Origin of the sequence: Paenibacillus oralis, assembly GCF_003863965.1 — a bacterium.
Classification (GTDB): domain Bacteria; phylum Bacillota; class Bacilli; order Paenibacillales; family Paenibacillaceae; genus Fontibacillus; species Fontibacillus oralis.
In genome coordinates this window covers 3,852,999-3,865,357 of sequence record NZ_RRCN01000001.1, presented here as the reverse complement: position 1 = coordinate 3,865,357, position 12,359 = coordinate 3,852,999, and the positions used below count along the sequence as shown (strand labels likewise).

Here is a 12,359-nt window from a genome sequence, read left to right as displayed (position 1 = left end):
ACTTTCTTATCGAATAACCCTAAAACAGATGTACTTTTGCATTTCAATCCCTCTAAAATGGTAGTTTACGGATAATAGAATGCATTTGCAGTTAATCCCCTCGAACCGTCCTTACTCCTACTATTTTGAACCAATCCTTGGCGCAAAAAAATAGAAGGCTCGGAGACTCTCTCTCCGGCCTTCTATTAGACACTGTTAGATTAACTTATCTGCCCACAAACTCCTGTGCCCAGTAGCCGTTGTAGTATCCGACCCCGATCAGGTTGTAGTTGGCGTTCAAAATGTTGGCGCGGTGGCCTTCACTGTTCATCCAGGCCTTTACGACCTCTTGCGGTGTTTTTTGTCCCATGGCGATGTTTTCGCCGGCATAGCTGTATTTGATGCCAAACTTCTTCATCATGTCAAACGGCGAGCCGTAAGTTGGCGATGTGTGGCTGAAGTAGTTGTTTTGGCTCATATCCTTCGCTTTGGCCAAAGCCATGTTGTTCAGCGCGGAGTCGCCGGTAAGCGGCTTAAGGCCCTGTTTCGCCCGCTCCTGGTTTACCAATTTGATAACCTGGGTAGCAAACTGCGATTTGTCCGTCGTCGTTCCCGCGCCCTGCTGGGCCGAAGAGCCGGAGTTACCCGTAGTTCCTTTTTGACCGGCTCCGCTTTGTGTATTTCCGGATTGAGTATTGCCTTGGGTTGTTCCAGTTTGTGGTTTTCCGGCGATCGATCCGCTGTTTGGTTTGCTTGTTACCGGTTGGGAATTATAAAATAAATACCACGGAATCGTATAATAGATTGTCTGAGAATAATCCGCAGAATTACCCGCATTCACTGTATACGTTTTATAAGTCGTATAAGTCCGATAAGTCGTAGAGTCCGATGCCGCCGAAGCCGTAGCCGGAACGATAAGAGCTGCGGCTACAAGCGCCGTTATGCCGCCGGATACCCAACGTTTCATTCTGTTCGATTTCATGCTGTCATCTCCTTAGCAGTCTTTTTTAGTTACAATTTTGTAACCAAACTACTAGGAGTATAACATGGAATTTGCGGGGTTGTGACCCCGCAAATGTTGGAAATCGGATGCTATTCCTCTTTGCTGCGGGCGGTTTTCACCGGAGGCAGCAGCTTTTTCATGTTCACCGTACGGACGATGTCCCAGGTGGCCGGATTATCCGGATCATATTGCTCCAGATAATGGATGACTTCCTTCGTAATCGGCGTTGGCGTCGAAGCGCCCGCCGTGACCGCCACCTTCCGGACACCTTGCAGCCACTCCCGCTTGATTTCCGTGACATCGGCGATCCGGTACGCCGTTACCCCGGCGATCTCCTCGGACACTTGCGCGAGCCGGTTTGAGTTGTTGCTGCGCGGGTCGCCGACGACGATGACCAGGTCGGCCTGCCCCGCCTGCTCGGCGACGGCTTCCTGGCGCACCTGCGTCGCCAGGCAGATCTCGTTGTGCACCTCTGCCCCCGGGAACTTCTCCAGCAGCTTTTTCATGATCTGCTTGATGTCCCATTGGCTCATCGTCGTCTGATTCGTAATGACGATCTTGTCCGCAGCGATCCGCAACCCTTCGATCTCTGCTTCTTTCTCGATCAGATGAACATGCTCCGGCGCTACGCCGACCGCGCCTTCCGGCTCGGGGTGGCCTTTTTTGCCGATGTAGATGATCTCGTATCCGTCCGCCACTTTTTCCTCGATCAGTACGTGGGTTTTCGTCACATCCGGACAGGTGGCGTCAACGGTCGTAAGCCCTTTGTCCCGGGCTAATTTCCGGACCTCCGGCGACACCCCGTGGGCGGTAAAAATAACCGTCCCGCTCTCCACCTGCTCGAGAATCTCCATCCGGTTAGGCCCATCCAGCGTAATGATGCCCTCGTCTTCAAACGACTGTGTGACATGGCTGTTGTGCACAATCATGCCCAATATATAAATCGGCCGCGGCAGATCCAGATTTTTAGCCGCCTGTCTGGCCAGCACCATCGCATCGACGACGCCGTAACAGTATCCGCGTGGTGAAATTTTGATCACTTCCATGACTTTATCCCTGCTTTCTGGCACCCATATTTCCTGACGGAGGGAAGCAACTCTATTAGTACCTGTTCATACCTCTATTATAGCTTATTCCGGCAGGCCGTTAAAGCTGGCGGGGAGCCAGATGACGAACGTCGTGCCTTGGCCGAGCTTGGTCATGACCTCCACCGAGCCGCCGTGTTCGTCGATGATCCATTTGGCGATGGACAGACCGAGCCCCGTTCCCTGGATCACGCCGCGGGAAGGATCGGCGCGATAGAAACGCTCGAAAATATGCGGGACCTCGCTACGGTCCATGCCGATGCCCGTGTCGGCGATGCGGATGCCGATTTGGTACCCGGCGCGCACAGCATCGATGGTGACGCTGCCCTTTTCGGTATATTTGAAGGCATTTTCAATGAAAATAAACAGCATCTGCTGCAAATAATCTTTGCTCCCCATGACGACGGTGCCACCCAACGCATCCAGATTACCGGTGATCCATTCAGCCTTGCGCGGTAGAAATTGGGCGCGGCGAACGACCTCCTCCACTACCGGCTGCAGCAGGAGAGGTTCCTTGGTCACCGTTTGTCCGGCGTCGGCGCGGGCCAGCGACAGCATGTCGTTGACCAGCCGGCTCATCCGTTCCGATTCGGCGGAAATGTCGCTGACCGCCTCGATGGAATAGGAACGTATCCTTTCATCATCGGGGGGATCGTGTTTTTCCGCTTCCGGGCTCCACATTTTTTTCAGCAAATCGACATTGCCGCGAATCGTGGTGAGCGGAGTTCGCAGCTCATGGGAAGCGTCGGAGACAAAACGCCGCTGCGCCGAATAAGCATCCTCCAACACCTTATAAAACCCTTCGGTACGTTCAAGCATATTGTTTACGGTGCCGATCAGGCGGCCGATTTCATCATTTGGCCCATCGTAGTCGATCCGCACGCTTAAATCGTTCCCCGTCTGAATCCCATTTGCGGCCTCGATGACCTTGCCGATCGGCGCCATCGATTTGCGGGCCAGGAACAGGCCTAGCGAGCTGGCGATGACAATTGTAAACAGCGAGCCGAACAAGATCACGGTCCGCATCTGCTTCATCAGCCGGTCTTCGGCGTTCGTATCCGCGGCCAGCTGGAGCAGCCCAACGATGGTATGATCGTTAAGTCCAAGAGCCCTTTCATATAACATGTATGAATTTCCGTTTATAGTAATCGTTTGAAATTTACCGTTTTGGATGTTTTTCATCTCGGGTATGGGGAATTTGATTTTTCGTTCCGCCAGGCCTGGAGAGAGACGGTATGTCCCGATGACATAGTTGTTAAGCTGCCAAAATATACGGGCATCCTCCAGCCTGATGATTTGATCGGGGTCGAGCTGCATATCCCATCCCTGCGTGAGCGTAATGTTTTGCGTGCTAAGAATCTGGTCCGCTTGCTCAATAACCCTTTTCTTCACTTCCTGATACGTATTATAATATACCAACCCGTATATCGATGCGCTGAATAAAATGAGCGTCACGGCCAAAATGCCGGTATACCATGCGGTCAGCCGCAGCCGGATCGACATGTTTACGCGTCCCCTCTCAAGATGTAGCCGGCGCCGCGGATCGTTTGAATGAGCCGTTTGCCGCCATGTTCCTCCGTTTTTTGGCGCAGCATGGCGATATACACCTCAAGCACATTGGATTCCCCGCTATAATCGTAGCCCCAGATTTTGTCCATAATTAAATCCCGGGTCAGCAGCCGTTTTGGATTTTGCATGAATAGATGCAAGAGCTCGAATTCTTTGGCCGTTAACTCCAGCCGATGCCCCCCGCGCACCACTTCGCGGGAATCGAGATCCATGACGATATCTTCAAAAATCAGCCGCTGGCTGTCCGCCTCCCCGGCGCTTTCCTTGCGCCTAAGCAGCGCTCGCACCCGGGCCAGCAGCTCTTCCAGGGCAAACGGTTTGACCAGGTAATCGTCCGCGCCGAGATCAAGCCCTTTGACCCGATTCTCGACCTCGTCCTTGGCGGTCAGCATCAGCACCGGGACCGTGCTGCCCCCTTCGCGCAGCCTGCGGCACACTTCAAAGCCGTCAACCTTCGGCATCATCACATCCAGGATGATCAGATCCGGGTCGGCTGACACGACCATGGACAGCCCCTCTGCCCCGTTATGCGCCGTATATACGTCATATCCCTCAAACGCCAGGCCGCGCCGCAGCATGGACGTGATTTTCTCGTCATCATCAATAACCAATATTCCCGATCTCACGATTATCTCTCCTTATCTAAACAATTCACCTTACCTTATTGTACCAAAAAAAGCGGCAGGCTTTGAACCTGCCGCCTCATTAGCGCTTGGGCCGCGATTAGCTGAGCGATTATTCCACGTTCGGGTAATTATTCTTGTCGCCGATTGTGACTTGAAGATCAACGCTCTTTCCGTCGCGCACGACGTTAAAGGTCACTTTGGCGCCAACCTGCTGCTTCTGGATAAATTCGATCAGTTTTTCCTTCGTCGCAAATTTGGTTCCATTCGCCCCGACGATGATGTCATAAGGGCGCAGGTCGGCCGTGTAAGCAGGCGATTTGAAGACGATATCGGTCACGATCGAACCATCCTTCACATCAGTGCCCATCTGCTTTGCGACTTCATCGGTCATCGTCATCAACGTGGCTCCGATGAACGGTTCCGGTTTTTTCGGGATTTCCTCGTTATTTTTCAGCTTGTCAATCACTTCGTTGATCGTGCTGGTTGGGATCGCAAAGCCGATGCCTTGGGAATCGGAGCTGACGGCGACGTTAATGCCGATAACTTCCCCGTTCAGGTTCAGCAGTGGACCACCGGAGTTCCCCGGGTTAATCGAAGCGTCGGTTTGCAGCAAATGCTCATACTCCCGGGCTTTCTCGCCGTTTTCGCCGTCGATCGTGATACTGCGCTCCTTCGCGCTCAGCACCCCTGCGGTGACCGTGTGGTCAAAACCTTGCGGGTTACCGATCGCTACCAGCCATTCACCAACCTGCGTGCTGTTGGAATTGCCCAGCGGAATCGACGGGAAGTTGCTGCTGCCATCGATTTTCAGAACGGCCAAATCAAGCTCATAGCTCTTGCCCAGTACCTTGGCTTCATACGGTTTATCCGTGCCTTGCACCGTAACTTGGACCACGTCGGCATTATGGATGACGTGCTCGTTTGTCAAAATGTAACCCGTTTTGTCGAAAATAAACCCGGAACCAATCCCTGTCGGCACCAGTTGGCCGGACCCGGAAGAGGAGCCTCCGTTGCTGCTGTTCCCTCCGCCTGAACCGTAGGAATCGCCGAAAAAGTAGCGATAGAACGGATCATTGCTGTAAGGGTTTGAACCGCTGCTTTGCTTGCTTGAATCCGCCAGCGTTTCGATTTTGACCACGGCCGGTCCCGCTTGATTTACGACTTTGGTAACATCCCCCGAATCGGTTACGGGATACAAAGCCGTTGACGCCTTGCCCGACGAACCGTTGCCGCTTCCTTCCGTCGATGTGCCGGATGCCGGCGCGGTCGTTGTCGCCGCCGCCTGGTCCGGTGTAAACAGGTTTTCGCGGTCGGCGAACACCATGGCTCCGGTCACGATCAGCATTCCGGCCAAAACGCCGGCGATCACGGAACGGAATGACGTTCTTTTCGGCGGCTTGCTGTACTGCCAGTTGCCCGTGCCTTTGACACCCGGTACGCCTCTTCCGCCGTCACCGTTTGAACCGCCGGGCCCCTCTGCCGAAGACCGGTAATCGTACATCGGAATCGGCTTCACCGGCTCCGGACGGGTGATTTCCACTTCCTCCGGCTCACGGCGTTCATAGAAGCGGTCCTCTCCGGATCCTTCATTGTTTTTTCCATAGGATTGAAAAGGTCCGTAAGAGTAATAATATGAAGAGCCCGACTCCGGAGATTCTTCCGGCTTATCGCCATGATTGTCTCCAAAATTTTGGCCTGGTTTGTTTTTTTGATCGTCCATCTATGTTTACCTCCTTCCCCCGCTTCCAGGGGGTGTTGTTTTCATGCTTTTATTTTGTACCAGGAACCTTAAGGGTACCTTAAAAACAATTAAAAAGGAGATAAAAGCTATAAGTCCATTGCAAACATAAGACCAAAAAATGTCGTTATTCCGGCGGTATCCGTCCATCTGAGAGAAATAGAAGACATTTATGTCGCTACTTTCCCCCGTCGCAAGGAAATGCGAGCGGTCTGGACCATTCATAGGATAATAAGTGCAAAAAATACCGCTAATGGGGATGAACACGCCCCGCCACGGATAATTAAGTACATAAAATGCCGCTGTTTAAAGGCCCATCCGGCGCTTCGCCGACGATGCCTTAAGACCGGGCAACCCAGCCTTGCCGATGAGCATAGATAGCCAATTGGGTGCGGTCGTCCAGCTCGCATTTCATCAGCAGGTTGCTGACATGCGTTTTGACGGTTTTGATGCTGATATGCAGCTCTTCGGCGATATCTTTGTTGGTTTTGCCTTCGGCAATGAGCAGCAGGACTTCCTTCTCCCGCTCGGTGAGTCCGGAATCGTCTCCCTGCACGGTACGCTGGCGCAGCCCGCGCGTCAGCGCCTGGGCCACGTCTCCGGTCATGACTGGCATTCCGCGGTAAGCTCCTTGCAGCGCATAGATGAGTTCCTCGGCCGAAACCGTTTTTAAAACATAGCTAACCGCCCCGGCTTCGACCGCCTGGACGACGAGATCATCCTCCAAAAAGCTGGTCAGGATGACGATTTTGATTTCCGGATAACGGCTAAGCACCGCTTTGGTCGCCTCCGCTCCGTTCATGACCGGCATCATTAAATCCATCAGGATGATATCCGGCAAGCCGCCGGGAATACCTTGCTCCAGCAGTTCGACGGCCGCTTCACCGTCCCCGGCTTCGGCAACCACCTCAAAGCCCGGGTCCAGCATCAAATATGTTTTCAGCCCCATCCGCACCATATCATGATCATCGACGATCATGACCCTGATTTTGCTGCTCATTCGCGGCTTCCCCCTCTACTGTCCTCAAATTTCGGGATATGTACCCGAATGGTCGTGCCCGCTCCCGGCTTGCTGATCACCTCAACATGACCGCCAAGCTTTTCAGCCCGCTCCTTCATCGTCGTCAGCCCGTAAGAGCCTTGCTTCTGGGAGGTGCCGCTGAAGCCCTGCCCGTCGTCGCTGATGCTGAGCACTACCTGGCGCGGCCCTTCACGAAGTGACAGGCTGACCAAATGGGCCCCGGCGTGCTTGACAATGTTGGCCATGGCCTCCTGAATGATCAGGAACAGCTGATGCTCTTTCGCTTCCGACAGCTCTCCCGTCAGATCCATGTCCTTGATTCCCTTCAGGCCGTTTTGCCTGCAATAATCCGGAAACCACTGATCCAGCGCCTCCGCCAGCGATTTGCCGACCAGCTCCATCGGCCGAAGCTGGGCGATCAGCGCCCGCATCTGCTTTTGCGCCGTATTCGACATTTGGATCAGCTGTTCCAGCACCGTATTAGCCGCGGCCGCATTGCTTTCCAGCACTTTAGGCAGCGAAGAGGCGGCCATGTGGATCGCGAACAACTGCTGGCTCACCGTGTCGTGCAAATCGCGGGCCATGCGCCTTCTTTCTTCCAATACCGCTTTTTCAGCCGCCTGCTCCTTTTCGATGACTTCTTGTTCCCCAAGCTGCTGCAGCAGCTGCATTTTTGTTTCCATGGAATCGAGCATATCATTGAATTCTTGATAAACGCCCGCAAACGTCTGGTCCACGGTTTCGGGCATCCGAACCGATAAATTGCCTTTGGCCACCTGCAGCATGTTTAAATGAAGCAGATCGATTTTGCTCTGAATCCGCCGCCCGGCGAGATATCCGATGATCAGCGTAAACACCAAAATTCCGGCGATATCGTAAATCCACACATTGGGGTCGCTGACATGAATCACTCCGGTTTTGGAGCCAACATACAGAGCTGCTGCCGTCAATCCTCCTGTAAGCAGAAAATAACACAGCAGCTCCCATTTCGTATTTTTTAAGATACGCTGTACGATCATCCGCCTAACCCACCATATTCACTTTAACGTCGCCGATAAACACGCTGACGACCAGCTTGATTTTTTTGCTCGCTTCCCGGTAATATGGAGATTCAGCGGAAACGCTGGTCATAAATCCGCCCTGTTTCTGCTTCAGCACCTTCAGATCGCCGATAAAGGCGCTGGAAGAGGCCATGATGCCGATATCCATATCCTCCGGAATAAATACCTTAACGTCGCCGATAAAAGACGAAACATTGATTTTCGTTTCCCCGTACGGAATTTGCGCCTTCGTCAAATCAATGATCGTATCCCCGATAAAATGCGAGATATTCGTTGGCCTCAGCTGAAAATAATCCTGACCCAAATGCACGTCGCCGATAAATCCCGATTTATTGATCACTTCTCCCTTATCGCCGGCCATATCATAGTAATGGTCATACTTCGGCCGTTCCTGTTTCGGATGCTCCTGCTTTGGCTTTGCTTCCTTCTCGGCCTCTTTCTTCTCCAGCGAACCAAAAATCGAATCCAGCGGCGATTCCATTTCCGGATGAAACGCCGGAGGCGATGGCGGATCCATCGGCGCCGGCGGTGGAGGCGGCGGAAATTCCTCACGGTGTCGGCGGTGCGGATGCCGCGGAAATTCCTCGTGGCGGCGGTGATGCGAATGCCGCGGTTTGAAAATGAGGCAAATCCCGCCGATAATCAGGGCAAGCGGGAGGAAATACTTAAAGAAGTCTCCCGGATCGAGCGATATATATCCCAAATTACTGCCAAGAAAATAACCGCCGATCAGCAGCAAAATCAGGCTGCCGGCCAGTCCGCCGCCGTGCCGGTTGCCCGATGCCAGACTCGTCAATCCGGCAAAAATCAGAAACACCGGCCAAAACGTTGAGAACAGATAGCCGATGCTTACATCGGTTATTCCCATTTGGTTGAGCAAAAACAATGCCCCAATACCGATGAGCAGCAAACCGCCGATCAGCCTGCCAAATAAATTGTGTCTCATCTTGTTTCCCTCCATTATCAAACAAACTCTGTTAATGCCAGTGTACAACAAGCTGCGGAAGGAGGACAGCGGCGGGAGAAGTAAGCTTTCCTCGGTCTCGGGACCGAGGCGATAGCTAAATATTTACAATTAAAAAAGAGCACCCAATTCAGGGCGCTCTTCGCTTAGTTGCTTAACTATTGTTGTTTTTGAGTACCGCTTACAGGCGTAGTTGCATTACGGGAAGCTTTAGCCTTTTGGGCAACAGTTGCAGTGCTTTCCTCAGCAAATTCTTCGTTAAACTTCTCGTTTGGTGTTTTGTAACCAGGAGAAGCCGCACGTTTTTGATTTTGGCTTTGATTTGGCATGGATTTCACCTCCCTTAACATAACACGGCGGTCTGTCACCGCCAGGTGCGATGCGGTCTCGTGAAGGATGACCACATCGGTTATTATGTGACCGGAGAGGTAAAATATGCGGCCTGGTGCAAATTGTTAATTCACCATTAAATGGCCTTGTCCCACAAATCTTCCGGGATTTCCTTGCTCACTTCCATCGCTTTGCCGAGCTCTTTCAGCATCGCTTCCGTCAGTTTGCCGGTGCCTTCCCGGACGATCTGCACTTCGACTTCCTTTTTGCCCCATTCTTTATATACCTGCTTCGTTGTATCGAAATACAAATCGATTTTTTTCCCTTTGATGGCGGAGCCTTTATCCGCGACGACACCGTACCCGTAGCCCGGAATATACAAAATGGTGCCGATCGGGAACACCTTCAGGTCGGCCGCAATGGTCGATACCGTATCCTTATCCCGGCGCACCTTAACTCCCGAAAAGGTAATGCCGTACTGCGGATGGCTGGGCTTTTTGCCCGTGGATTCGTAACCTGCGGTATATCCGGTAGCCAGAACTTTGACCGTCTTGACGGTCTTTTTCTTCGGTTCGGGCTTCGCTTCCGTTTTTTGAATGTGTAACGTATTTCGGTTGTGAAAATCCCGGTTTTGCAGATAAGCGGGTGTCCGGGAAAATCTAGCTTCCAGCCATGGCGCATCATTCCGGTATTGATATACCGCCTGATTGAGCCCGGCAATCCCGCGCGGCGGAACATCCGCGGCGAGCGTAACGGTCAGCAGCACTCCTAGCAGCAAGCACTTGCCGATATGTTGCCAGATATTAATTTGGCGCATGAGAAAACCTCCCCCTTATCCGAAGGTTTTCCACATGCGCCTCAATTTATACGTGGTCAGCTTTTAAATTGTATGGTTGCGGATTTCGTCTTGCAGTTCGGCGATTACTTCGCCAAGCGCTTTGGCGCCCAGGTCGCCTTCGCCGCGTTTACGCACCGATACGGTGCCGCCGCTTTGCTCGTTTTCACCGACGATGAACATGTACGGCAGCTTTTCGAGCTGGGCCTCGCGGATTTTGTACCCGAGCTTCTCGTTGCGCAAGTCGCTTTCCGCCCGAATGCCGGCGGCGCGCAGCTTGTCTTCCACTTGGCGGGCGTAAGCGTCGAAATTGCCGGATACCGGAATGACTTTCGCTTGCACCGGAGCCAGCCAAAGCGGCAGATTGCCGGCAAAATTTTCGAGCAGGAAGGCGGTAAACCGTTCCATCGTTCCCAGGATGCCGCGGTGCAGAACGACCGGACGGTGCTTGGCTCCGTCTTCGCCGACATATTCCAGCTCAAAACGTTCCGGCAGCAGGAAGTCGATTTGCACCGTCGACAGCGTCTCTTCCTTGCCGAGCGCGGTCTTGACCTGTACGTCCAGCTTCGGACCGTAGAACGCCGCCTCGCCTTCGGCTTCGAAGAACGGCAGTCCGGCTTCCTCGACGACTTCGCGAAGGATGCGCTGCGCTTTATTCCACATTTCGTCGTTTTGATAGTATTTCTCCGTATCTTGCGGATCGCGGTAAGACAAGCGGAAACGGTATTCCTTGATACCGAAGTCGTTATAGACTTGAGCGATCAAATCCAGCACGCGCTTGAATTCATCTTTAATTTGGTCAAAACGGCAGAAAATATGCGCGTCGTTCAGCGTCATCGAACGGACCCGATGCAGGCCGGTAAGCGCGCCGGACATCTCGTACCGGTGCTGCATGCCAAGCTCGGCGATGCGGATCGGCAGATCCCGGTAGCTCCGCAAATCGCTTTTATAGATCATCATGTGGTGCGGACAGTTCATCGGGCGAAGAATAAATTCCTCGGTGTCGATGGACATTTTCGGGAAAATATCGTCCTGGTAATGCTCCCAGTGCCCCGAAGTTTTGTACAGATCGACGTTGCCGAGCACCGGAGTATATACGTGCTGATAACCGAGCCGTTCCTCGATATCGACGATGTACCGTTCCAGCGTCCGGCGCACCGTTGCCCCCCTCGGCAGCCAGATCGGCAAGCCTTGTCCGACTAGGTTGTTGAACGTAAAGATGTTCAGCTCTTTGCCCAGCTTGCGGTGATCCCGCTTTTTCGCTTCCTCCAGCATATGCAGATGCTCGTCGAGCTCCGCTTTTTTCATAAACGCGGTGCCGTATATGCGCTGCAGCATTTTGTTGTCGCTGTTGCCGCGCCAGTAGGCCCCCGCGACGCTCAGCAGCTTAAACACCTTGATTTTGCCCGTCGAAGTCACGTGCGGCCCCCGGCACAGGTCGAAAAACTCACCCTGATCATAAATCGAGATGACGCTGTCTTCCGGCAAATCGCGAATGAGCTCCAGCTTGTACGGATCGCCCAGTTCGGTAAAAATCGCCAACGCTTCTTCGCGGCTAACTTCGCGCCGGGAAATCGGCAGATTTTCGCCGATGATGCGCTCCATCTCTTTTTCGATTTTCTGCAAATCCTCCGGATTCAGCGGATGCTCCAAATCCATGTCGTAATAGAAGCCGTCCTCGATCACCGGACCGACCCCGAGCTTCACCTCTTTGCTGCCGAACAGCCGTCTCACCGCTTGCGCCATCAAATGCGCGGTGCTGTGGCGCATAATTTCCAAACCATCTTTGGAGTCCCCTGTAATGATTTCCACCTTGGCTCCATCAATCAGCTTGGCGTTTAAATCAACCGCTACGCCGTTTAATTTCCCGGCCAGCGCGTTTTTGCGCAGCCCGCTGCTGATCGAAGCAGCCACATCCTCCAAACTGCTTCCTTCCGCGTACTCCCGGACCGACCCGTCCGGCAAAGAAATGGATACTGCCATCGTCGTTTCCTCCCTGTTTCGAAAATAGTTTCAAGGTCTACCGGAAACGGACAAATCAAAAAACGCCCGTCCCGGAAAAGGGACGAGCGTTATACCCGTGGTTCCACCCTCATTCGGCTTATTCCGCAGATCCGCCCGCGGCGATAAGCCCTTAATTCGGCATTG

Annotated in this window: 11 protein-coding genes; all 11 read right to left on the bottom strand. The window is 53.2% G+C overall.

Annotation, left to right across the window (positions count from 1 at the left end; genetic code table 11):
- Positions 1–205 precede the first annotated feature (205 nt).
- The 11 genes from EHV15_RS17330 to thrS all read right to left on the bottom strand — a co-directional run bounded on the left by EHV15_RS17330 (position 206) and on the right by thrS (position 12,194).
- The gene (locus EHV15_RS17330; RefSeq protein ID WP_128632295.1) at positions 206–961 is read right to left on the bottom strand and encodes a CAP domain-containing protein; all 756 of its coding nucleotides are present in this window, start codon (positions 959–961) and stop codon (positions 206–208) included.
- A gap of 110 nt (positions 962–1,071) precedes the next feature.
- Positions 1,072–2,028: a 4-hydroxy-3-methylbut-2-enyl diphosphate reductase gene (locus tag EHV15_RS17325; RefSeq protein WP_128632294.1), complete on the bottom strand. Its 957-nt coding sequence runs from the start codon at positions 2,026–2,028 to the stop codon at positions 1,072–1,074.
- Between the two features lie 84 nt (positions 2,029–2,112).
- Positions 2,113–3,570 (bottom strand): sensor histidine kinase, encoded by a 1,458-nt coding sequence (locus EHV15_RS17320; RefSeq protein WP_128632293.1) that lies wholly within the window; start codon positions 3,568–3,570, stop codon positions 2,113–2,115.
- Positions 3,571–3,572: 2 nt separating this feature from the next.
- Entirely contained in the window at positions 3,573–4,262 is a 690-nt protein-coding gene (locus tag EHV15_RS17315) for a response regulator transcription factor (protein ID WP_128632292.1), read from the bottom strand.
- A gap of 109 nt (positions 4,263–4,371) precedes the next feature.
- Complete coding sequence (locus tag EHV15_RS17310; protein ID WP_128632291.1) at positions 4,372–5,982, bottom strand: S1C family serine protease; 1,611 nt, start codon at positions 5,980–5,982, stop codon at positions 4,372–4,374.
- A gap of 358 nt (positions 5,983–6,340) precedes the next feature.
- Positions 6,341–7,000 carry a response regulator gene (locus tag EHV15_RS17305; RefSeq protein WP_128632290.1) on the bottom strand — a complete coding sequence of 220 codons (660 nt, stop codon included), beginning with the start codon at positions 6,998–7,000 and terminating at the stop codon, positions 6,341–6,343.
- Positions 6,997–8,040 carry a sensor histidine kinase gene (locus EHV15_RS17300; protein ID WP_128632289.1) on the bottom strand — a complete coding sequence of 348 codons (1,044 nt, stop codon included), beginning with the start codon at positions 8,038–8,040 and terminating at the stop codon, positions 6,997–6,999. The genes EHV15_RS17305 and EHV15_RS17300 overlap by 4 nt, the downstream gene beginning before the upstream one ends.
- Positions 8,041–8,044: 4 nt before the next feature.
- On the bottom strand, positions 8,045–9,028 hold the full coding sequence (gene liaF / locus EHV15_RS17295; RefSeq protein ID WP_128632288.1) for a cell wall-active antibiotics response protein LiaF: 984 nt from the start codon (positions 9,026–9,028) through the stop codon (positions 8,045–8,047).
- Between the two features lie 176 nt (positions 9,029–9,204).
- Complete coding sequence (locus EHV15_RS36560) at positions 9,205–9,375, bottom strand: hypothetical protein (protein ID WP_178075876.1); 171 nt, start codon at positions 9,373–9,375, stop codon at positions 9,205–9,207.
- Between the two features lie 137 nt (positions 9,376–9,512).
- Positions 9,513–10,193: a 3D domain-containing protein gene (locus EHV15_RS37910; protein WP_281281644.1), complete on the bottom strand. Its 681-nt coding sequence runs from the start codon at positions 10,191–10,193 to the stop codon at positions 9,513–9,515.
- A 63-nt stretch (positions 10,194–10,256) separates the two neighbouring features.
- Complete coding sequence (gene thrS, locus EHV15_RS17285; RefSeq protein ID WP_128632287.1) at positions 10,257–12,194, bottom strand: threonine--tRNA ligase; 1,938 nt, start codon at positions 12,192–12,194, stop codon at positions 10,257–10,259.
- Positions 12,195–12,359 lie beyond the last annotated feature (165 nt).

Excerpts from the sequence above, each read along its gene's own strand:
- EHV15_RS36560 (WP_178075876.1), bottom strand. The coding sequence starts at position 9,375 with ATGCCAAATCAAAGCCAAAATCAAAAACGTGCGGCTTCTCCTGGTTAC.
- liaF (WP_128632288.1), bottom strand. The coding sequence starts at position 9,028 with ATGAGACACAATTTATTTGGCAGGCTGATCGGCGGTTTGCTGCTCATC.
- EHV15_RS17325 (WP_128632294.1), bottom strand. The coding sequence starts at position 2,028 with ATGGAAGTGATCAAAATTTCACCACGCGGATACTGTTACGGCGTCGTC.
- EHV15_RS17310 (WP_128632291.1), bottom strand. The coding sequence starts at position 5,982 with ATGGACGATCAAAAAAACAAACCAGGCCAAAATTTTGGAGACAATCAT.
- EHV15_RS17320 (WP_128632293.1), bottom strand. The coding sequence starts at position 3,570 with ATGTCGATCCGGCTGCGGCTGACCGCATGGTATACCGGCATTTTGGCC.
- thrS (WP_128632287.1), bottom strand. The coding sequence starts at position 12,194 with ATGGCAGTATCCATTTCTTTGCCGGACGGGTCGGTCCGGGAGTACGCG.
- EHV15_RS17330 (WP_128632295.1), bottom strand. The coding sequence starts at position 961 with ATGAAATCGAACAGAATGAAACGTTGGGTATCCGGCGGCATAACGGCG.
- EHV15_RS37910 (WP_281281644.1), bottom strand. The coding sequence starts at position 10,193 with ATGCGCCAAATTAATATCTGGCAACATATCGGCAAGTGCTTGCTGCTA.
- EHV15_RS17305 (WP_128632290.1), bottom strand. The coding sequence starts at position 7,000 with ATGAGCAGCAAAATCAGGGTCATGATCGTCGATGATCATGATATGGTG.
- EHV15_RS17300 (WP_128632289.1), bottom strand. The coding sequence starts at position 8,040 with ATGATCGTACAGCGTATCTTAAAAAATACGAAATGGGAGCTGCTGTGT.